15 protein-coding genes are annotated in these 21,280 nt (G+C 75.2%); 5 read left to right on the forward strand and 10 right to left on the reverse strand.

The features are described 5' to 3' along the window. Positions 1-65 precede the first annotated feature (65 nt). Positions 66-959, reverse strand: a complete 894-nt coding sequence (locus ACUN9U_RS07310) for an SWIM zinc finger family protein (RefSeq protein ID WP_445484277.1) — start codon at positions 957-959, stop codon at positions 66-68. Continuing rightward, on the reverse strand, positions 959-4,096 hold the full coding sequence (locus ACUN9U_RS07315; RefSeq protein ID WP_445484278.1) for an SNF2-related protein: 3,138 nt from the start codon (positions 4,094-4,096) through the stop codon (positions 959-961). The genes ACUN9U_RS07310 and ACUN9U_RS07315 overlap by 1 nt, the downstream gene beginning before the upstream one ends. A 156-nt stretch (positions 4,097-4,252) precedes the next feature. Between ACUN9U_RS07315 and ACUN9U_RS07320 the strand changes: the two genes are divergently transcribed. Further along, a complete protein-coding gene (locus ACUN9U_RS07320; RefSeq protein ID WP_445484279.1) occupies positions 4,253-5,089 on the forward strand; it encodes an undecaprenyl-diphosphate phosphatase in 837 nt (278 codons plus the stop codon). A gap of 19 nt (positions 5,090-5,108) precedes the next feature. Beyond that, positions 5,109-6,317 carry a M20 metallopeptidase family protein gene (locus ACUN9U_RS07325; protein ID WP_445484280.1) on the forward strand — a complete coding sequence of 403 codons (1,209 nt, stop codon included), beginning with the start codon at positions 5,109-5,111 and terminating at the stop codon, positions 6,315-6,317. Here the strand turns inward: ACUN9U_RS07325 and ACUN9U_RS07330 are convergent. Continuing rightward, positions 6,306-6,536, reverse strand: coding sequence for a hypothetical protein (locus ACUN9U_RS07330; RefSeq protein WP_445484281.1), 231 nt, complete (start codon positions 6,534-6,536; stop codon positions 6,306-6,308). The genes ACUN9U_RS07325 and ACUN9U_RS07330 overlap by 12 nt on opposite strands. Before the next feature lie 171 nt (positions 6,537-6,707). Between ACUN9U_RS07330 and ACUN9U_RS07335 the strand changes: the two genes are divergently transcribed. Then, positions 6,708-7,748: an NAD(P)-dependent oxidoreductase gene (locus ACUN9U_RS07335; protein WP_445484282.1), complete on the forward strand. Its 1,041-nt coding sequence runs from the start codon at positions 6,708-6,710 to the stop codon at positions 7,746-7,748. Here ACUN9U_RS07335 and ACUN9U_RS07340 read toward each other — a convergent pair. The 5 genes from ACUN9U_RS07340 to ACUN9U_RS07360 form a co-directional block, all read right to left on the reverse strand. Then, complete coding sequence (locus tag ACUN9U_RS07340) at positions 7,729-9,762, reverse strand: glycosyltransferase family 2 protein (RefSeq protein ID WP_445484283.1); 2,034 nt, start codon at positions 9,760-9,762, stop codon at positions 7,729-7,731. The genes ACUN9U_RS07335 and ACUN9U_RS07340 overlap by 20 nt on opposite strands. After that, positions 9,759-11,915, reverse strand: coding sequence for a glycosyl hydrolase (locus ACUN9U_RS07345; RefSeq protein ID WP_445484284.1), 2,157 nt, complete (start codon positions 11,913-11,915; stop codon positions 9,759-9,761). The genes ACUN9U_RS07340 and ACUN9U_RS07345 overlap by 4 nt, the downstream gene beginning before the upstream one ends. A 224-nt stretch (positions 11,916-12,139) precedes the next feature. Further along, on the reverse strand, positions 12,140-13,042 hold the full coding sequence (locus ACUN9U_RS07350; protein ID WP_445484285.1) for a carbohydrate ABC transporter permease: 903 nt from the start codon (positions 13,040-13,042) through the stop codon (positions 12,140-12,142). Between the two features lies 1 nt (position 13,043). Continuing rightward, positions 13,044-13,997, reverse strand: a complete 954-nt coding sequence (locus ACUN9U_RS07355; protein WP_445484286.1) for a carbohydrate ABC transporter permease — start codon at positions 13,995-13,997, stop codon at positions 13,044-13,046. A 46-nt stretch (positions 13,998-14,043) separates the two neighbouring features. Further along, entirely contained in the window at positions 14,044-15,411 is a 1,368-nt protein-coding gene (locus tag ACUN9U_RS07360; protein WP_445484287.1) for an extracellular solute-binding protein, read from the reverse strand. Between the two features lie 110 nt (positions 15,412-15,521). Between ACUN9U_RS07360 and ACUN9U_RS07365 the strand changes: the two genes are divergently transcribed. After that, positions 15,522-17,546 (forward strand): glycoside hydrolase family 2 protein, encoded by a 2,025-nt coding sequence (locus ACUN9U_RS07365; RefSeq protein WP_445484288.1) that lies wholly within the window; start codon positions 15,522-15,524, stop codon positions 17,544-17,546. Here ACUN9U_RS07365 and ACUN9U_RS07370 read toward each other — a convergent pair. Then, a complete protein-coding gene (locus tag ACUN9U_RS07370) occupies positions 17,533-18,984 on the reverse strand; it encodes a purine-cytosine permease family protein (RefSeq protein WP_445484289.1) in 1,452 nt (483 codons plus the stop codon). The two genes, ACUN9U_RS07365 and ACUN9U_RS07370, sit on opposite strands and share 14 nt — an antisense overlap. Between ACUN9U_RS07370 and lexA the strand changes: the two genes are divergently transcribed. Beyond that, positions 18,941-19,750 carry a transcriptional repressor LexA gene (gene lexA / locus ACUN9U_RS07375; protein ID WP_445484290.1) on the forward strand — a complete coding sequence of 270 codons (810 nt, stop codon included), beginning with the start codon at positions 18,941-18,943 and terminating at the stop codon, positions 19,748-19,750. The genes ACUN9U_RS07370 and lexA overlap by 44 nt on opposite strands. Positions 19,751-19,765: 15 nt before the next feature. On the opposite strand, the gene ACUN9U_RS07380 is transcribed toward lexA, so the two are convergent. After that, positions 19,766-21,277 carry an Nramp family divalent metal transporter gene (locus ACUN9U_RS07380; RefSeq protein WP_445484291.1) on the reverse strand — a complete coding sequence of 504 codons (1,512 nt, stop codon included), beginning with the start codon at positions 21,275-21,277 and terminating at the stop codon, positions 19,766-19,768. Positions 21,278-21,280 lie beyond the last annotated feature (3 nt).

The raw sequence follows: 21,280 nt of genomic DNA on the forward strand, positions 1-21,280 counted from the left end.
GCGCTGGGGGGCCCCGCGACAGTAGACGGACCGGCGCCCGCCCGCCCGGTCAGCCGCCGCGCCGCTCAGGCGCCGGGCCGCTCAGCCGCCATGGCGGTGAGCAGGGGCCGCAGCCGGGCGACCAGGGCGTCCCCGGTGGGGCCGAGCAGGGAGGCGTCCAGGGCGTCGAGGGCGCTGGCCCCCGCCGCGAGCGCCGGCTCCGGCGGCGGCGGCAGCGGGCGGCCGCGCCAGAAGGAGGCGTCGGCGGGCAGCGGGCCGCCGGTGGCGGCCCTGCGGGCCGGGCGCCCGCCGCCGCCGCCGTCGTCGTCCGGTGCGTCGAGGGCGGCGCGGCGCTCGGCGACCAGCGACAGCAGCGCGTCGCGCTCCACCCCGCGCAGGCCCAGCGCGGTGAAGGGGTCGGTGTCCAGGCGCTCGGCGAGCAGGTAGACCACGGCGGCGGCGTGCTTGCACGGCTCGACGAGGTCGGGGCAGGTGCAGCTGGTGCGCAGGTCGGACAGCGAGCGCGGCAGCAGCACCAGGCCGGCGTCCAGGCACAGCTGCTCGAACGACTCCGGCAGCCTCCCCCCGAGCACCGCCGTGAGCGCGGCGGGGTCGGCGGCCAGGGCGTCGGCCAGCTCCGCGCGCGTCTCGGCGTCCCACGTCCCCAGCGCCAGGACGACGTCGTAGGGGGTGGTGCGGCTGCCCTGCACGGTGGCGGTGACCCGCCCGGCGGTCCGGGTGCCGGGGGTGCCGACCTCGAGGTGGACCACCTGCCCGGCGCGGGCGTAGGTGCGGCCGCGCGCGAGCCGGCCCGGCCCGGCGGCCTCCTCGACGGCGTCGGTGAAGCGCCGCCCCCACCAGGTGGTGGCGAAGGCGCCGCGCTTGGAGCGCGGCCTGATGCCGTCGGCCGGGATGCGCGCGCCGGGGGGCCAGGAGGAGTCCCACGGGGTCCTGCCCGTCGCGCCCGTCGGGCCGGCCACTACTCGCCCACCGCCTCGGCGCCCAGGCGGACCAGGTCGTGCAGCTCCGCCGTCGACAGCTCGGTGAGCCACCCCTCCCCCGAGCCCGCGTCGGTGGAGCGGACGACCGCGGAGGCGAGGTCGGCCTTGCGGGCCATGAGCTCGTCGACGCGCTCCTCGACCGTGCCCACGCAGACGAGCTTGCGCACCTGCACCTGCCGGGTCTGCCCGATCCGGAACGCCCGGTCGGTGGCCTGGGCCTCCACGGCGGGGTTCCACCACCGGTCCACGTGCACGACGTGGTTGGCCGCGACGAGGTTCAGGCCCGTGCCGCCGGCGCGCAGGGAGAGCAGCATGAGCGGGCTCGACGCCTCGCGGTCGCCGCCGGAGAAGTCCTCGACCATGGCGTCGCGGGCCCTCTTGGGCACCCCGCCGTGCAGGTAGGGGACCCGCACGCCGTAGCGCTGCTCGAGGTGCGGCGCGAGCAGGGCGCCCAGCTCGCGGTACTGGGTGAACAGCAGCGCCTTCTCCCCCTCGGCGAGGACGGTGTCCAGCACGTCGTCGACCAGCGCGAGCTTGCCGGAGCGGTGCTGCCCGCGGCGCAGGAACGGGGAGCCGTCGGCGAGCAGCTGCGCGGGGTGGTTGCAGACCTGCTTGAGGCGGGTGAGCGTGGCCAGCACCAGCCCGCGCCGCTGCACGCCGTCACGGGCCAGCTCGGCCTCGCGGACCTTGGCGAGCATCTCGTCGACCACGGCCTTGTACAGCGCCGCCTGCTCGGTGGTGAGGTTGGCGCGCACCACCAGCTCGAGCTTGGCGGGCAGGTCCGGGGCCACCCCGGGGTCGGTCTTGGTGCGCCGCAGCACGAACGGGCGGGTCAGGGTGGTGAGCAGCTGGGTCGCCCGCTCGTCGCCGTGGCGCTCCACCGGCACGCTGAACCGCTCCCGGAAGCGGGTGGCGCTGCCCAGCACGCCGGGGTTGGTGAAGTCGACGACGGCGTGCAGCTCGGCCAGCCGGTTCTCCACCGGCGTGCCGGTCAGGGCGATCCGCTGCGTGCCCTGCGGCGGGTGCGGCGCGCCGGCCACCTGGCGCACGGCGCGGGCGGCGCGGGTGGCGGGGTTCTTCACGTGCTGGGCCTCGTCCAGGGCCACCCGGCGCCAGGGCAGCGCTGCGAGGTCCTCGGCGTCGCGGGCGACCAGCGGGTAGGTGGTCAGCACGAGGTCGGGCGCCGTGGGGCTGCCGTCGAGCAGGGCCAGCAGCTCGGGCCCGCGCAGGCGCTCGGGCCCGTGGTGGACGTGCACGCGCAGGCCGGGGGCGAACCTGGCGGCCTCGCGCTCCCAGTTGCCGACCACCGACATCGGGCAGACCAGGAGCGTCGGCCCGCAGCCCGGGTCGCGCTCGCGCTCGGCCAGCAGCAGGGCCAGAAGCTGCACGGTCTTGCCCAGGCCCATGTCGTCGGCCAGGACCCCGCCCAGGCCGTGGGCGTCGAGGAAGGCCATCCACGCCAGGCCGCGCTCCTGGTAGGGCCGCAGCCGGGCGCGCAGCCCGGCCGGAGCGGGCACCGGCTCGAGGGTGCGCTGCGTGCCGCCCAACCCGCCGGACAGCCCCCCGGACAGCAGGGCGCCCAGCGGCCCGTCGCCGTCCAGGGACACCAGCGGCGCGGGCAGGGTGCCCGAGGCCAGCTGGCCGAGCACCCCGGTCAGCGACGTCAGGGAGGACTCCTGGTGGGTGCTGCGGCGCAGGAAGCGCAGGGACCTGGCGACGGCGTCGGCGTCGACCTGCACCCACTGCCCGCGCAGCTGCACCAGCGGAGCGCGCTGCTCGGCCAGGACCGCCAGCTCGGCCTCGTCGAGCTCGACGTCGCCGAGGACCACCTTCCAGTCGACCTCCACGAGGTCGCTCCTCGCCAGGCCGCCCGGCGCCCCGACGGCGGCGGGGACGTCAGAGGTGCCCTGCGGCGCGGGGCCGTCCCCGGGGCGGCGGGCGCGCACCGACAGCCCCAGCTGCGGGCGCAGCCACCGGCCGGGCAGGGCGACGGCGAAGCCGGACTCCACCAGCGCGGGCACCCCGTCGGTGACGAGGTCGACCACCTGCTGGGCGTCGAGCTCGGCGTCGTGGTCGGGTGAGGCGCCCAGCTCCAGCAGGCCCGGGTGCACGGCGGCGGCGCGACCCAGCTCGGCCAGCGCGAAGGCCCACGGGTCGAGGTCGCCGTCCCACTCCTGCCCCCACGGACCGCTCACGCCGCGGCGCACCTCGCCGGGGGTGGCGACGGCGCTGGGGTCGTCCAGCGAGCGCAGCCGCACCTGCAGGAGCCACGGCTCGTCCTCGCCGGCGGGCTCGGCGACGCGCAGCAGCAGCTCGGCGGGCTGGGTGGTGGCGCTGGCGCGCCAGCGCTGCGCGCGCGCGGCCAGCTCGACCAGGGCCCGCGCGGGCGCCGCGGGGCCGACGGGCTCCCCCGTGCGCAGGGAGGCGAGCCACGCCGCGGCGGCGTCGGGGTGGTCCGCGGGCACCTCGGGCGCGAGCCCCTGCGGCAGGGCGGCGGCCCGCTGCGCGCCCACCAGGGCCGTGACGTCGGCGACGACGGCGTCCAGGAGCTCCAAGGCGGGGCGGCCGGCTCGCCCGGGGTCCTCGCTGCGGGCGGCGGGCGGCGCGGCGGCGGCGGCGGCGTCGCACCAGCGCCGCCAGGCCCTGTCGGCCAGCGGGTGCCAGCCGCCCCACCACTCCCCCTCGGCCTGCTCCAGGCCGGGCACGAGCAGACCGGCGCGCGCCCGCGCGGCGGCGGCCGCGGCGACGCCGGCGAGCCAGCGCAGGTCCTCACCGACCTCCAGCGGCCACGGCAGGCCGGGCGCCGCTCCCGCACGCGCCTCCGCCTCGTGCAGCTCCAGCAGCACCGCCAGGGCGCGGTCGGGGTGCAGGACCACGGCGGGCAGCCGCTGCACGGCCAGCGACGGGGGCCCCCCGCCGGCCGGCGGCTGGGGCAGCTGGAGCTCCACCGTGCCGCGCGAGCGGGCCACCAGGGCGTGCGCCAGGCGCGGCAGCGGCCCGGACAGGGCCTCGCGGACGGCCTCGGCGTCGGCGCCGGCCAGCGGCAGCCGCGCCGGTGCCTCCGCCCACAGGCACAGGGCGCCGCGCCGCGCCCAGACGCCGTGGACCGCGAGCACCCGCCGGACTCTAGTGAGCGGCGGTGACGGCCCGGTGCTCCCGGCCGGTCGTCAGGTCCCCGTCAGGTCCGCTCCCCTACGGTGGGGCACCGTGCCGGCAGGCGTCGACGAGGTCGCCGGGCCGCCGGCGAGCCGTGGTGAGAGGGACCGTCTGACGTGGAGTGGTGGCACGCCGTCCTGCTGGGTGCTGTGGAGGGGTTCACCGAGTTCCTCCCGGTCTCCAGCACCGGGCACCTGACGATCCTGGAGAAGCTGCTCGGCTACCGCATCGACGACCGCGACATCACCGCCTTCACGGTGATCATCCAGTCGGGCGCGGTGCTGGCGACGCTGCTCTACCTGCGGCGCGACATCGTCAGGCTCATCGCCGCCTTCCTCGACGGGCTGCGCAGCCCCCTGGCCCGCCGCAACGCCGACTGGCGCATGGCCGTCGGCGTCATCATCGGCTCCCTGCCCATCGGCGTGGTCGGCCTGCTGTTCTCGGACTTCATCGAGACGTCGCTGCGCAGCCTGTGGGTGGTGGGCGTCGCGCTGATCGGCTGGAGCTTCGTCATGCTCTACGCCGACCGCACCGCCAAGCAGGACCGGCCGGAGAGCTCGGTGACCTGGCGCGACACGCTCGCCATCGGCGTCGTGCAGTGCCTGGCCCTGGTGCCGGGGGTCTCCCGCTCGGGCGCCACGATGTCCATCGGCCTGGTGCGCGGGCTCGACCGCGTGACCGTGACGCGGCTGTCCTTCTTCCTGTCCATCCCCGCCCTGGCCGCGGCCAGCGTCTACCAGGGCTTCAGCGCCGCGCCGCAGATCTCCAGCGGCATCGGCTGGGGCCCCACGCTGCTGGCCACGGCCGTGAGCTTCGTGGTGGCCTACCTCACCGTGGACTGGCTGCTGAAGTTCATCGCGCGCCACAGCTACTCGCTGTTCATCGTCTACCGCGTCATCGCCGGCACCGTCGTCCTGCTGCTGGTCGGGACCGGCGTCGTCTCGGCCACCTGAGGGTGGCACCGTGGGGCCGGTGACCCTGCTCACCGACGCCCAGCAGCTGCTGCCCGACCTCGTCGCCCTGCGGCGCGCCCTGCATGCCGACCCCGAGGTGGGCCTGCAGCTGCCGCGCACCCAGGCCGCGGTGCTCGACGCCCTGGCCGGCCTGGGGCTGGAGATCTCCACGGGCCCCGCCGGCAGCGCGACCACCGGCGTGGTGGCCGTGCTGCGCGGCGGCGCGGTGCCGGCCGGCGCCCCGCGGCCCAGCGTGCTGCTGCGCGGAGACATGGACGCGCTGCCGGTCGTGGAGCGCAGCGACCTGCCCTACGCCTCCACCAACGGCGCGATGCACGCGTGCGGGCACGACCTGCACGTCGCGGGGCTGGTGGGCGCGGCGCGGCTGCTCGCATCCCGCCGCGAGGAGCTGGCCGGCGACGTCGTCCTCATGTTCCAGCCGGGCGAGGAGGGCTTCGGCGGCGCGAAGATCATGGTCGAGGAGGGGGTGCTGGCCGCCTCGGGCACCCACCCCAGCGCCGCGTACGGCGTGCACGTGGCCCCCGGTCGGCGCGGGGTGTTCACCACCCGCCCCGGCCCGCTCATGGCCGGGTCCAACCAGCTGCACGTGACCGTCACCGGGGCCGGCGGGCACGGCTCGCGCCCCTACGCGGCGCTCGACCCCGTGCCCGCGCTGGCCGAGCTGGTCACCGCCCTGCACGCCATGGTCACCCGCCGCTTCGACGTCTTCGACCCCGTGGTGCTGTCGGTGACGCAGCTGTCCGCCGGGGAGGCCGTCAACGTCATCCCGCCCTCCGCGCGGCTGGGCGCCACCGTGCGGACCCTCTCGGACGCCTCCGTGCAGCGGCTGCGCGAGGAGACGGCGCGCCTGGCGCACGGCATCGCCGCCGCCCACGGCTGCACCGCGGAGGTCTCCTTCGAGGTGCAGTACCCGGTCACCGCCAACGACGCCGGCGCCGCGGCCACCGCGCTGGCGGTGGTGCGGGGCCTGCTGGGCGAGGACCGCGGCCAGCTCATGACGAACCCGCTGATGGGCTCGGAGGACTTCAGCTTCGTGCTCCAGCGGGTGCCCGGCGCCTTCCTCTTCCTCGGGGCGAGCCCCGACGGGGTCGACCCGGCCACCGCGGCGTGGAACCACTCCCCGCTCGTCGTCTTCGACGACGCGGTGCTGGCCGACCAGTCCGCCGCGCTGGCGGCGCTGGCCCTGCACCACCTGTCAGCCGGCTGAGCGGGCGCCCTCGACGGCGCCCTCCCAGGCTCCGGTGACCGCTCCGGTGGTGGTGGCGACCACCCGCTGCACCAGCTGCTGGGAGCGGGTCTCCAGGGCCGTGGTGTCCACGCCGGGGACGCTGACCCGCGGCAGGGCGAAGGCCACCAGGACGACGACGAGGGCCGCGAGCACGAGCAGCGTGGACGCGGTGTGCGTGAGGGAGCGGACGGCGCGCACGGTGACCTCCGGCTGGGGCGGACGGACGGGACGGGGTGGGGCGTACCGGACATCCCACACCGCGCAGCTGCGCAGCGCCTGGGGACCGCCTGGGACCGGGGGCCGCCCGGGCCGACGGGACCGACGGGACCGCCCGGCGGCCCCGCGGCAGCGGGCCGCCACGATGGGCGGGTGCGCATCGTCGTCATCGACCCGAACCTGCCGGCCGTGGCCGCGGAGCTCCAGGCCGCCGTGGAGGCCGTCGCGCCGGGCGCGCAGGTCGCGTGGCACCCCCGCTTCGACGCCGCTGCCGTGGCGCGGGACCTGCCCGGCGCCGAGGTGCTCGTGGCCAGCCGCTACACCGCCTCCCTGGCCCCGCTCAGTGGCGGGCTGCGGCTGCTGCAGTGCCCGGCCGCCGGCCTGGACGCCATCGACACCGCCGCCCTGCCGGCGGGGGTGCTGCTGGCCAACACCGGCCACCACGAGCGCAGCATCGCCGAGCACGTGCTGGCCGGCGTCGTCGTCCTGCGGCGGCGGCTGCGCGAGCAGGACGAGGCGCTGCGCCAGCGCGGGCAGTGGGCCTCCTCCACCTTCGACCCCGCGGTGCCGCTGGCCAGCGGGCTGGACGGCGCGCGGGTGGGCTTCGTCGGGTTCGGCGCGATCGGGCGGGCGTGCTGGGCGCCGTTCGCGGCGCTCGGCGCGGTCGGCGCCGCCGTCACCGGCAGCGGGCGGCTCGCCGCCGCCGGTGCCGCCGCCGCCGAGGGACTCGCGTGGGGCGCCGGGGTCGACCAGCTCGACCGCCTGGTGGAGGGCTCCGACGTGCTGGTCCTGTCGGCGCCGCTGACGCCCGCGACGAGGGGGCTGCTCGACGCGCGCCGCCTGGCGCTGGCCCCGCCCGGCGCGGTGCTCGTCAACGTCGGGCGCGGCCCCCTGGTGGACGAGGACGCGCTGTTCGAGGCGCTCGCCTCCGGCCACCTGGGCGGGGCGGTGCTCGACGTGTGGTGGAGCTACCCCGGCGGCGGGGCGGCCGGCGGCTCCGGGGGCGCCGCGAGCGCCGGGCCCGTCACCGGCGCCCCCGGGCGGCGCGACTGGGGCTCCCTGGAGCACGTGGTGGCCTCGCCGCACAGCTCCGGGGTGACCCGCCAGACGCTGCTGGCGCGGGTGGCCGACGTCGCCGAGAACGTCCGCCGCCTGGGCAGCGGCGAGCCGCTGCTCAACGCCGTGCCGCGCTGAGCCCCTCGCCGGCAGCCGCGCCGGCGCCCGCGCCGGCCCGGGCGCCGGCCTCCGGCACCTGCCCGGCCCGCTCAGCGGCGCGGCGGGCCGCCCGCAGGGCCCGGGCGCGGGCGTACTGCGCGGCGGCCAGCTGGGCCGGGGTGGGCAGCTCGGCCGTGAGGTCCGCCGGGCTGGCCACCGGGCTGGCGACGGCGCTGGCCACCGGGCTGACGACGGGGCTGGCCACGGGGCTGGCCACCGGGCTGACGACGGGGCTGGCCACGGGGCCGTCGAGGGGTGCGTCCGCGCGGTGGCGCCCGGTGCGCTGGGCCGGCAGGTGGTGCTGCGGCGGGTGGGCGCCGAAGACCCGCTCTCCGCCGGCGCGCTGCAGGGCCGCGACCGGCGGGGGCAGCGGTGCCGGTGCGGCCGCGGGGGCCGGTGCCGGGGCTGCGGCCCTGGGTCGGGCGCGCATGAGGAGCATGGGCAGTTGCACGTAGGAGGAGAGCAGGCCGAAGCAGACGACCGCCCACGTCTCGTGCAGGCCGTAGCGCACCGTGGCGGCCACCAGTCCGGTCCACACGCTGAGCTGGGTCAGCGCGACCGTCACGCGCATGACCCGGGTGATGGTCACCGCCAGCGGGGTCGTCTTGTGGTTGGCCGACCCGGTGGCCACCCACTCCTTGGTCCGCCGCGTGACCACGTGGACGATCGCCACGGCGTGGGCGAAGGAGTACAGCTGCTGCACCCGCAGCACGTCCATGCGCCAGTAGCAGTGCATCACGGTGGGCAGCACGAAGTACCACAGCAGCACCGCCCCCAGCAGCCACGCGGTGTTACCGGGGTGGATCTCGTGGGGGAAGGCGTAGAGCATCACCAGGCCCGGCGCCGGCGCCAGGAAGATGTTGACGCCGGTGGAGATGTAGTAGAGGAAGCCGCTCCAGAAGGAGATCCGCTGGCGCCAGGTGAAGATCGGGTTGGCGTGGAAGGAGCGGTCGGCCAGCAGCGACATCGAGCCGGTGCACCAGCGGTACTGCTGGTTGAGGAAGCCGAGCAGCTGGTCCGGGCACAGCCCCTTGCTCACCAGGACCGGCACGTAGCGCAGCTGGTACCCGGCCTTCATGAGCTTGACGCCCGTGTGGACGTCCTCGCTGTGGCCGATCTGGGCGAAGCCGCCGGCCGCCTGCAGCGCGCTGCGGCGGTAGATGGCGCAGGTGCCCACGCAGATCGCGGCGCGGGAGGCGTCGCGGGCCGGCTGGATCCAGCGGTAGAAGAGCTCCTGCGTGGCGCCGGCGGTCCGCTGCAGCCACGGCATGCCGCGCACGGCGTCGAAGTACTGCGGGCTCTGCACGATGCCGGTGGTGGGGTCGAGGAAGTAGGGCACCAGCTCGCGCAGGTAGTCGGGCCGCGGCACGAAGTCGGCGTCGAAGATCGCGATGAGGTCGCCGTCGGACTGCTGGTAGCCGAACAGCAGGTTGCCCGCCTTCTTGAGGTGCCCCCGGTTCGGGCGCACCCGGTAGGCGAAGCCGTGGCGTGCGGCGAGGTCGCGGACCTCGGGGCGGTCGGCGTCGTCGAGCACCCAGGCGACCACGCGGCCGGGCCAGTCGAGGCGGGCGACGTGGCGGTAGGTGTTGTCCAGCACGTCCAGGGGCTCACCGGCGGTGGGCAGGAAGACGTCGACGCTGGGCCAGACCGCGGGGCTGTAGCGGGCCACCCGCTCCAGGTGGTCGGCCAGGGAGGTGCGCTTGGTGCGGGTGGAGCTGAGCAGCGAGACCGCCCCGGTCACCACGTACAGCGCCGCCGGCAGCAGGAAGGGCAGCAGGCGCCAGTCCGACAGCGCGAACTGGGAGACCGAGCACACCACGAGGAGCATGGCGCTGGCCTGCACGCCGAGCAGCCAGCGGTGCTGGCGTCCCATGTAGGCGTGCTTCTCGGCGTCGGTGGGCGGCTCGGGCAGCGCGGTGCGGGCCCGCACGAGGGCGCTGCCCGAGAGGGGCTCGACCCAGGCCGCCGGCGCGGAGGTGGTGGCGGTGCTCATCGGGTCGCTCCCGTGGTGGGCGTGGGCGCTGCCGTGGAGGACGGGCGCGCCGTCGGCGTCGTGGGGGTGGAGGCCTGCGCGGTCGGCGTCGTCGTGGTCGGCGGCGTCGTCGGCGGCGTCGTGGTGGTGGTGGTCGGCGGGCTCGTCGTCGTCGGCGTGGTCGTCGTCGGCGTGGTCGTCGGCGTGGTGGTCGGCGGGCTCGTCGGCGTGGGGGTCGGCGTGGGGGCCGGTGCCGTGGCGCCGACCGGCTGCAGGCGGAAGCTCTTGCCGATCTCCAGCCCGTACTGGGACGCGGTCAGGCCCGTGGAGAACGCGGAGAACGCGGCGGCGGTGGAGTCCAGGCGCCAGTCGTTGGTCGCGCCGTCCTGGCTGATGGCGTACTGGAACCACACGAACCCGACGACGTCGCTCTGCTGGGCGAGGCCGGTGAAGAAGGCGCTCACCCAGGCCGGCTTGTTCCTCCCCGTCTCGGTGGCCCCGACCTCGGAGATGAGGATCGGCGTGCCGGGGGCCACCAGGCGCAGCTGGGTGAGGGTGCGCTGGTAGGTGGCCTCGAAGGTCAGGGGCTGCCTGCCGACGTCCTCGGGCCGGTAGTAGCCGGTCATGCCGACCCAGTCGACGTAGCCGGCGCCGGGGTAGAGCGTGCTGATGGCGGGGAATCGGGCGCTGCTGATGTTGTCGATGCGGTTGGGCGACCACACCCAGACCACCAGGGAGTTCGCGCCGGCGGCCTCGAAGACGTCGTGGACGTGCCGCCAGGCGGCGACGTACTCGGCAGGGGTGTTGCGGGCGGTGTTGGCGCTGCTGGTGCCGCCCGTGGCCGTCGACCAGCGGTACCAGTCGCCGTTCATCTCGTGGTCGAAGCGGATGGCGACGGGCAGCCCGGTGGCGCGCAGGTCCTGCGCCCAGCGGGTGAGGTAGTCGTCGAAGGCGCCGGCGGAGATGGTGCGCAGGGCGTAGTCGACGGCGCCGGTGTCGGGCGTCTCCAGGGGCCGCGACTCCCACGTGATCATCGGCAGGGTGCCGGCGCGCCAGGCCTCCACCACCCGCTGGGGCTGGAAGTCGGTGTCCCACCCCTGGTAGGTGCTGGTGATGGTCGCCTGGCGCTGCAGGCGGGCCTCCAGCGCCAGCGCCTCCTGGGAGGTGGCGGTGCTGAGGCCGAAGAAGCGGCCGGAGGTGACGATGTCGGCCTTGGTGGGGGCGGTGGGCCAGCGCGGCGTGGACACCGGCGGGGTGATCCGCACGGTGGGGGTCACGCGGCTGCGCAGCTGCTCGCAGGCCTTGCCGTCGCCGTCACCGTCCAGGTGGGCCAGGCCCGCCCGGTCGGCGTCGAAGGCGGCCTGGGCGCTCTCCTGGTCGGGGAAGCCGTCGCAGCGGACCGCCGGCGGTCCCGCCGTGGGCCGCCCGGTGGGGGCCGTGGACGGGGTGGTGGTGGGCCGCGCCGTCGGGGAGGCGCTGGGGCGGGCGCTCGGGGTGGCGCTCGGGGTGGCGCCGGGTCGGGCGCTCGGGGCGGTGGTGGGCCGGGCCGCTGCGCCGCCGGGGCTGCTGGCGCCGGAGCCGCTGGCGCTGGAGCCGCTGCCGCCGCGGCGGACGGGGTCGGGCTTCTCCGAGGGCACCGCCACGGGCGCCTGCCGGGCTGAGCGCAGCTGCTCGCAGGCCCTGCCGTCCCCGTCGCCGTCGAGCACCCGCAGGCGGGTGCGGTCGCGCTCGAAGGCCGCCTGGGCGGACTCCTGGTCGGGGAAGGTCAGGCAGGTGTCCACCCGCGCCGGCGCGAGCGCCGGCACGGCGACCACGGGGCCGGTCCCCTGCGCGGCCCCGGAGGCGGCGGCCGGCGCGGCCGTGGCGGGGCCGTCCGCGGCGCCTGCGCCGTCGCCCGCGCCGTCCTCGCCGCCCGCGCCTCCTGCGCGGTCGGCGCGGGCGGGCGCGCCGGACCCGCCGGAGCCGTCGGCGCCGCCACCGCCGCGGGCCTGCTCCAGGGCCTGCTGGGCCTCCTGGAGCTGGGTGGCGCTCGTGGCCGCGGCGGCCAGGGCGGCGCTGAGCGCGGCGTCCGGGCCGAGCCTGACGTCGAGGTGGCTCCAGCTGCCCGCCGCGAGGGCCGTGACGAGCACGGCGGCGGTGGCGTAGCGGGCGGGGCGGCGGCGAAGGTCGGGCACGGTGGCCTCCGGCGGGGACGGGCCACCAGGCGGTGGCGGGTCGGACGTCGGGTCGCGACGACCAGCGGCGCTGGCCGGCCTCCCCCCGAGGCGTCACCCAGAGTGCCCGCAACTTGACGCTGAGTGACCTATCCCTCAGGAGTCCGCACAGCAGAGCACCCGGTCGGAGCAGCGCTGGCGTGCGCTGCCCCCGACCGGGTGCTGTGGCGGTGCTGTGCTGCGGGTCAGCCCTTCAGGCCGGTGCCCGCCACCCCCTCGATGATCCGCCGCTGGAAGATCATGTATAGGATGACCAGGGGCAGCGCGCCGAGGACGGCCGAGGCCTGGATGTCGGCGAAGCGCTGCCCGAAGGAGCCCTGCACCGTCGCCAGGCCGACGGGGATGGTCATGAGCTCGGGGTTGGAGACCACGAACAGCGGCAGGATGAGGTTGTTCCACACCCCGACGAAGGTCACGATCGCCATGGCGGCGATGACCGGCCCGCTCAGCGGCATGATCACCTGGCGGTAGATGCGCCAGTACCCGGCGCCGTCGATGCGGGCGGCCTCCTCCAGCTCCTTGGGCAGCCCGTCGAAGAACTGCTTGAAGACGAACAGCGCGATCACCGCGGGCACCTGCGGGAAGATCACCGCCCAGTAGGTGTTGAGGAGCCCCGCGGCGTCGAGCATCTGGAACGTCGGCACCACGAGGACCTGCGCCGGGACCATGATCCCCAGGATCATGAGCAGGAAGACCCAGTTGCGGCCGGGGAAGCGCAGCCGCGACAGGGCGTAGCCGCCCATGGAGGCGAAGACCACCGTCAGCACGGTGGCGACCGTCGCCGTGATGAAGCTGGACAGGTACCAGTTCCAGATGTCCCCGGCCTGGAACAGCGCGATGTAGCTGCCGAAGGTGATGCTGTAGTCGCTCAGGACGCCCGGGGCGCCGAGCGCCGCGGTGGAGTTGCTCCCGAGGGAGGTCTTCAGCGCGAACAGGCTCGGGATGAGCCACAGCACGGCGAAGACCGTCAGGACGATCGCCGCTCCGATGTTGAAGGCCCGGCTGGAGTCCTTGGCCTTCTCGTGCGGCACCCGGGCCGCGGGGGCGGCGGCGGAGACGCCGTTGCGGCGCGTGGTGGTGGAGGACATGTCAGGCGCTCCTGTCCTGGTTGCGCTCGAGCAGCTGGCGGAGGAGGGCGATCACGACGATGACGATGAAGAGCAGCACCGAGAACGCCGACGCGGCGCCGATGCGGTTGTCGGTGAAGCCGATGGCCGCGATCTGCGTCAGGGCCACCTGCGTGGAGATGCCGGGGCCGCCGGAGGTCATGAGGTAGACCTGGTCGAAGATCTTCAGCGAGGCGATGATCTGCAGGAGCACCACCAGCGTGGTGGTGCGGCTGAGCAGCGGCAGCGTGATGGAGCGGATCTGCTGCCAGGGCGTGGCGCCGTCCACGGCGGCCGCCTCGTACAGCTCGCGGGGGATCTCCTGCAGGCCCGCGAGGTACAGCACGAAGTTGAAGCCGATGGTCCACCAGATCGTGGCGACGGCGATGCCGACCATCGCCCACTTCGGGTCGGCCAGCACGGCCGTCGGGTCCATGCCGAGCCAGCCCTGCACGGTCGGCCACAGCCCTGTCGCCGGCGTGAAGATGAAGACCCAGATGAGGCTGATGGTGGCCGAGGGCAGCACGAAGGGCAGGAAGAAGGCCAGCCGGTAGAACCACTGGCCGCGCTTGAGCCGGTTGGCCAGCACCGCGAAGACGAAGGACAGCACGACCAGCGGCGGGGTCGTGTAGAGGGTGAACTGCAGGGTGTGCCACATGGCCGACCAGAAGTCGGCGCGGCCGAACATCTCGGCGTAGTTGGCGAAGCCGGCGAAGCTGCCCAGCCCCGGCCGCACCAGCGAGGTGTTGAAGAAGCTCGCGACGATCATGTAGATCGTCGGGACGATGAGGAAGAGCACGTAGAAGAACGCGAACGGCGCCAGGAAGAGCCAGCCCGCGCGGGCGTCCTGGGTCTTGACCTTGGTGCCGGTGTCGGGTGAGCCGTCGGGGCGCAGCGCGGCCGACGAGCTCGGGGGCGGAGTGGTCAGGGTGGTCATCTGGGGGTCCCCTCGAGGTCTGCTCGGTGGCTGCTCGGGTCGTGGCTCACGAGCCGAGCACGGGGCTCGGGGTGTCGAGGTAGGTGCGCAGCTGCTCCTTGATGGCGTCCAGGGCCTGCTGCGGGCTCGCCAGCTGCTGCTGCACGAGGCCGATCTGCGCACCGACGATCGTCTCGAAGGTGGAGCCGGAGCCGGAGTACCAGCCCGGCGGGTCGTACTTGGCGATCTCGGCGGCCGCGGCGTAGTCCGCCTGGGGCTCCAGCGCCTGGTACTCGGGAGACTCCAGCGTGGCCCTCAGGGCCGGCACGTGGCCGCCCTCGGCCCAGGTGAGGGACTGGTCCAGCAGCGACTTGATGAAGCCCATGGCCAGCTCGCGCTGCGCGTCGGTGCGCTCCATGCGCGGGATGATGAACGTGTGGCTGTCGGCCTGGGCGGCCGGCGCGTCGAAGACCTGCGGGATCGGCACCATGCCGAACGTCAGGCCCTCGATGCCCTGGGCGGTGGTGATCTCCCACTCGCCCTGGGTCTGGAAGCCGACCTTGCCGGTGTACAGCAGCGTGCTGGCGCCGGCGTAGTCGACCGTCGGGGTGAGCAGGCCGCGTGCGGCGAGGTCGCCGATGTAGCCCATCGTCTCCAGCGCCAGCTCCTCGTTGACGGTGAGCTGCTGCCCGTCGTCGCCGAGGAAGTCGGTGGCGCCGTCCATCTGCCAGTACAGGGTCTGGAACAGGCGCCAGGATCCGGAGGTGTCACCGACGTTGGAGGCCGACCAGGCGGCTCCCCCGGTGACCTGCGAGATGGCGGTCAGCGCGGCCTCGAAGGCCTCCCTGCCCTGGATCGGCGCCAGCTTGCCGTCCCCGTCGAGCAGCCCCGCCTGCCCGCAGACGTCGGCGTTGAAGAACAGCACGTAGGGGTGGGTGTCCAGGGGGATCGTGTAGTAGCTGTCGCCGACCTTCCCGGCCTCCCACACCGACGGGGTGAAGGAGGAGCTCGACAGGCCGGCCAGCCCCAGCAGGTCCTCGGTGATCGGCTCGAGCAGGCCGGCCTGGGCCAGGATGGTCGCCCGGGTGGCGTGCGCGACGGCGACGTCCGGCGGCTTGTTGCCCAGCGTCGCCAGCACGACCTTGGTGTAGTAGGGGTTGCCCCAGGCGAAGGTGGCGGCGGTCAGGGACTCCTGCGAGCCCTGCTGCCTGCGGTACTCGTCCAGCATCGTCTGGAGCCGGGCGCCGTCGCCGCCCCCGAACAGGTTCCAGAACGTCACCGAGTCGGGGTTGAGCGGGGCGCCGGCCACGCCGGCCGCCAGCGGTGAGCCGCAGCCCGCCAGACCGCCGGTCACGCCCAGGGCCCCCAGACCCGCCAGTCCCCCGGCCAGCACCTTCCGGCGGCTGGGGTGCTGCTCGGGCAGCGTCGTCCTCATCGTCGACCTCCTCGTCGTGCGTGGTCGGAGTCTGCATGGTCGAGGGCCCCCTTTGCAACGATGGAAACGTCGGCGTCCGTCGCGCGGCGCGGCGTGGCACACTCCGCGGCGTGGCGACGACGGCGCACCTCCCCCGGGCCAGCACGCAGAGCGGCGAGCACCCCCGCCCCCAGCTGCTGCGCGAGCGCTGGACGGACCTGTCGGGCACCTGGCAGCTGGGCCTGGTGCCCGCCGGCGCCCCCGCCCCGCGAGGCCTGTGGCGCAGGACGGACCTGGCCGACCGCACGGGCTTCGAGCGCGACGTCGTCGTCCCCTACCCCCCGGAGAGCGAGGCCTCCGGCGTCGGCGAGCAGGGCCCGTTCGCTGAGCTGTGGTACCGCCGCGGGCTGCGCCTGCGCGACGTCGCCGGCGCGGAGGACCTCGCCGGCGGCTCCCGCCTGGTGCTGCGCTTCGGCGCTGTCGACCACGCCGCGCGGGTGTGGTTCGACGGCCACCTCGTGGCCGAGCACACCGGCGGGCAGACGCCGTTCTCCGCCGACGTCACCGAGCTCCTCGACCCCGCCGCCTCGGACCTGCTGGACCGCGAGCACGTGCTGGTGGTCCGCGCCGTCGACGACGCCCGCGACCCGGAGCTGCCGCGGGGCAAGCAGGACTGGCACGACGCCCCCCACGCCATCTGGTACCGCCGCACCTCCGGCATCTGGCAGACGGTGTGGGCCGAGGTCGTCCCCGCGGTGAGCATCGAGCACCTCACCTGGCGCGCCGACGTGCCGGGGGCGGTGGTCCACCTGGTCGCCGAGCTGTCCTCGCTGCCGCCTGGGCCCGTGTCCCTGGCCGTGCGCCTGGCCCTCGGCTCCCCCGACGGCGACGACGACGGCGAGCGGGTGCTCGCCGAGGCCGTGGTCGCCGTCCCCGGCCCGGACGAGCGCGGCGGGCCCCTGGTCGAGGCCTGCCTCGCGGTGCCGCTGCTGCGGCACGGCCAGGAGCGCGAGGCGCTGCTGTGGCACCCCGAGCAGCCCCACCTCGTGGACGCCCAGGTGCGGCTGCTGGCCGGCCCGCCCGGCTCCCCCGGCGAGCAGCTGGACGCCGTGGCCAGCTACCTGGGGCTGCGCTCGGTGTCCGTCGGCGCCGGGCAGCTGCTGCTCAACGGGACCCCCCGGCAGCTGCGGTCCGTGCTCGACCAGGGCTGGTGGCCCGACACCCACCTCGCGGCCAGCGCCGACAGGCTGCGCCGGGAGGCCCAGCTGGTCGCCGACCTCGGCTTCGACTCGGTGCGCGTCCACCAGAAGGTGGAGGACCCGCGCTTCCTGCACTGGTGCGACAGGCTCGGCATCACCGTGTGGGCCGAGACCGCCAACGCCTACGCCCACACCGCCCGGGCGGTCTCCCTGCTCACCGCGGAGTGGCTGGAGGTGGTCCGCCGCGACGCCAGCCACCCCAGCGTGGTGGCGTGGGTGCCGCTCAACGAGAGCTGGGGCGTGCAGGACGTCGCCGTGCAGCCCGGCGAGAGGGCGTACGCGACGGCGCTGGCCGCGCTCACCCGGGCCCTGGACCCGACGCGGCCGGTCATCAGCAACGACGGGTGGGAGCACACCGACTCCGACCTGTGGACCGTGCACGACTACACCGACACGGGGGCGGACCTGCTGGCGCGCTACGGCTCACCGCAGGCCGTGGCGGCGCTGGTGGGCGTGCCCGCGCCGTCGTCGCCGTCGCCCCGGGTGACGGCCAACGGGCGGCGCCTGCGGGTGGCCGGCGGCGCACGGACCGGCGAGCTGCCCGACGCCGAGCGGCCGCTGGTGCTCAGCGAGTTCGGCGGGGTGCGCTTCACCCCGCCCGTGGACGGCGGCTCGCGCCCGGAGGGCGCGACCTGGGGGTACTCCACCGCGGCCGACGCCGAGGACTTCGCCCGCCGCCTGGGCGACCTGCTGGGCGCGGCCAACGCCTGCCTGGCCAACGGCGCCCTGGCCGGCTGGTGCTACACGCAGCTGGCCGACACGCTGCAGGAGGCCAACGGCCTCCTGTCCGAGGACCGCACGCCCAAGCTGCCGCTGGCGCGGCTGCGGGCCCTGGTCACCGGCGAGGTGACCGGCGAGGTCGCGGGTGGGGTGACCGGCGGGGTCACCGGCGGGTGAGCGCCCCCGCCCCGCGGGTGGACGGGGTCAGCAGCAGCTGCCCGAGGAAGCCCAGCACCAGCGCCACCAGCACCCCGAGGTTGGCGTAGGCCCAGTCGCCCTCGCGCCCGCCCAGGCCCAGGGGCCCCAGCAGGTAGCCCTGCCAGGCCAGCCACCCGGCGCCGGTGTTGACCACCAGGCCCCAGCCGACCGCCGTGGCGAGCACCAGCAGGGCCACCGGGCCCCAGCGCACCGAGCCGTAGGGGCCCGCGGGGTCGAAGAGGGCGGAGTCGTCGTAGGCGCCCGAGCGGCGGACCAGGTCGGCGATCGCCGCGCCCGCCCACGCCGCGATCGGCACGCCCAGGGTGATGAGGAAGGCCTGGAAGGGGGTGAGGAAGTCGGCGGAGAAGAAGACGACGCAGACGGCGCCGGCGACCATGAGGGCGCCGTCCACCAGGGCCGCCACCCAGCGCGGGGCGGGCAGGCCCAGGGACAGCAGCGCCAGTCCGGAGGAGTAGATGTCCAGCACCGCCCCGCCGACCAGCGACAGCACGGCGACCACCGCGAACGGCACGAGGAACCACGTGGGCAGCCCCGCGGCGAGGGCGCCGATGGGGTCGGAGGCCACCGCGGCGGAGAAGTCCGCCGAGGAGGCCGCCAGCAGCACCCCGAAGCACAGCAGGACCACGGGGGCCGCGGCCCCGCCCAGGGTGGTCCACCACACCACCCCGGGGCGGGAGGAGTGGCGCGGCAGGTAGCGGGAGTAGTCGCCGGCGGCGTTGACCCACCCGAGCCCGAAGCCGGTCATGGTGAAGACCGTCGCGCCGATGAGGGCCTGCGCCGACCCGCTGGGCGTGGCGGTGACGGCGCCCCAGTCGACCAGGTCGGTGCTCAGCAGGAGGTAGACGACCGTCAGGACGCCGGTGACCACGGTGATGACGGTCTGCAGCTTCATGATCGCCTCGAAGCCGAGGACGCCGGCGCCGACCACCAGCAGGACGACGACGAGCAGGGCGACGCCCTTGGTCACCGCGCCGCCGCCCCAGCCCAGGGTGGTGAAGACGGTCGCGGTGGCCAGCGCGGCCAGGGAGACGAGCACCGTCTCCCAGCCCACGGTGAGCACCCAGCTGATCGCCGACGGGAGCCGGTTGCCGCGCACCCCGAAGGCGGCGCGCGAGACGACCATGGTCGGCGCGGAGGCCCGGGTGCCGCCGAGGGCCACGAGGCCGCACAGCAGGAAGGAGGCGACGACGCCGACGACGCCGGCGAGCAGCGCCTGCCACCAGCTGACCCCGAAGCCCAGCACGAAGGCGCCGTAGCTGATCCCGAAGACCGAGACGTTGGCCGCGAACCACGGCCAGAACAGGCTCGAGGGCCTGCCCCGCCGCTCGGACTCGTCGATGACGTTGAGGCCGTTGACCTCGACCCGCGACAGCGGCGGCGTCTCCTGGGGCAGCACGACGGCACACTACGAGGTCCGCCGCCGCCGGGTCCGCCGCGGCGCACCGCGCGTCGAACGCGTGTTTGATGCGGCGTCACCGATCCACTACGCTGCGTCCGTGGCGACGACCGCCCGCAAGGGCTCCCCCAGCCGCGCTGACGACCTGACCAGCCGCCAGCGCGCCGTCCTGGACACCATCCGCGACTCCGTCGCCAGCCGGGGCTACCCGCCGAGCATGCGGGAGATCGGCAAGGTCGTCGGGCTGCACAGCCCCAGCAGCGTCGCCCACCAGCTGGTCACCCTCGAGCGCAAGGGCTACCTGCGGCGCGACCCCAACCGCCCGCGGGCCATCGAGGTGGTCGACGTCGCGCGCACCCCGGCCCTGGCCGAGGCGGCGCCCGAGAGCGAGGAGACCGCCCTCGTCCCGCTGGTCGGGCGCATCGCCGCCGGCGCTCCCGTGCTGGCCGAGCAGGAGGTCGAGGACGTCTTCGCCCTGCCCCGCCAGCTGGTGGGCGAGGGGGAGCTGTTCACGCTGCGGGTGGTCGGTGACTCCATGGTCGAGGCGGCCATCTGCGACGGCGACTACGTCGTGGTCCGCCGCCAGCCCGTCGCCGAGAACGGCGAGGTGGTCGCCGCCATGATCGACGGCGAGGCGACGGTGAAGGTGCTGCAGCGCCGTGACGGACGGGTCTGGCTCATGCCGCGCAACGCCGCCTACTCCCCCATCGACGGCACCGACGCCACCGTCCTGGGCCGCGTCGTGACGGTGCTGCGCTCCCTGTGACCCGCACCGGGCGGCTCAGCCGCCCGTGAGGTTCCTGACCTGCTGGCCGATCGTCAGCACGGTCGCCGTGCCGTAGATGAGGATCGCCAGCACGAGCAGCACCAGCCGCACGCCCTTGACGCGCAGGGGCGCCGGCAGCAGCTTGCGGTTGGTGGCGATGAGCAGCGCCGAGTAGATGGTCATCATGAGCCCGCCGACGGTGGCGGAGACGACCACCAGGGCGATGGGCTGGTCGAAGCCGACCAGCAGCACCGTGCAGCCGATGACCACCAGGCCCCAGGTGAGCCAGAAGTAGATGCGGCTCTCGTCAGCGGTCTTGAGGTAGCTGGTCTTGAGCACGTCGGCGGCCATCCGGCTGGTGTAGTCGGTGATGCCCAGCGCGGCCCCGAACAGCGAGAACGCCCCGATGATCCAGAAGAAGACGCCGAACCAGGTGCCCACCGCCTCGGCCAGCTGCTCGCCCTCGACCCTGACGAACTGGATGTCGTTCGGCAGGTCCTCCAGCCCGAAGACGGTGGAGTAGGCCAGCAGCGAGGTGAAGAAGATGGAGACCACGGTGATGGCCACGAAGGTGCTCAGCTGCTCGACGTTGGCGAAGCGCCACCAGCCGCGCCAGCGCCGCAGGTTCTCCTCGCCCTCGGGCCCCTCGGTCCTGAAGACGTAGCCCGTGCTGGGCACCGCCTCGGGCTCGCCGGTGACCGGGCTCTGCAGGCGCGGCACGTAGTGGCCCATCCCGAAGCCCTTGTCGCGGATCCAGTTGGACTGCACGAGGTTCTGCCCCCCGCCGGCGCCGGCGAAGATCATGGCGCCGAAGAGGGTGGCGAAGCCGAGCTCGGCCGCGGGGAAGCGGGCCTCGGTGACGATGGTCGGCACGTCGCGCCACGCCGTGGCGGTGATGGCGGCGAAGGCCCCGACGACCAGGAGCAGCAGCACCGCGGCCACCTTGACCATCTGGATCTTCTCCAGCGCCACGTAGACCACCGGGGCGAGGGTGAGGATGAGGCCGATGGCCACCAGCAGGCCGATCGCGATGAAGCGCGGGGTGCCGCCGGTCAGGAAGCTGATCAGCGTGGCGGAGCTGGTGGCCCACCCCGGCCACAGGTTGGCGCCGTAGGTGAGGATCGCGAAGACCAGGCCCCAGTGCGGCCAGAACCGGCTGAAGCCGGTGACCGCGGTCTCCCCCGTCGCCAGGGCGTACCGCTCGATCTCCATCGTCACGAAGTACTGGGTGACCACGCCCACCAGCGCGGCCCACACGAACACCAGCCCCACCTGGGAGGCGATGAAGGGGAACAGCACGAACTCGCCGCTGGACAGGCCCACGCCCGCCGCGATGATGCCCGGGCCGATGAGCGGGAGCCACCGCGACGGCGGTCGCGGCATCTCCCGCACCTCGGGGACCGACAGCCGGGAGCCCCGGAAGGGCTCCAGGACCGACGTGCCGGTGGCGCCGGACGCGCGGGACGCGCCGGAGCCGTGGTCAGACGGGGTGCCGCGGTGGCCTGCCGCGTCGTCGCGGGTGGACATGCC

The organism is Quadrisphaera sp. KR29 (assembly GCF_052644995.1).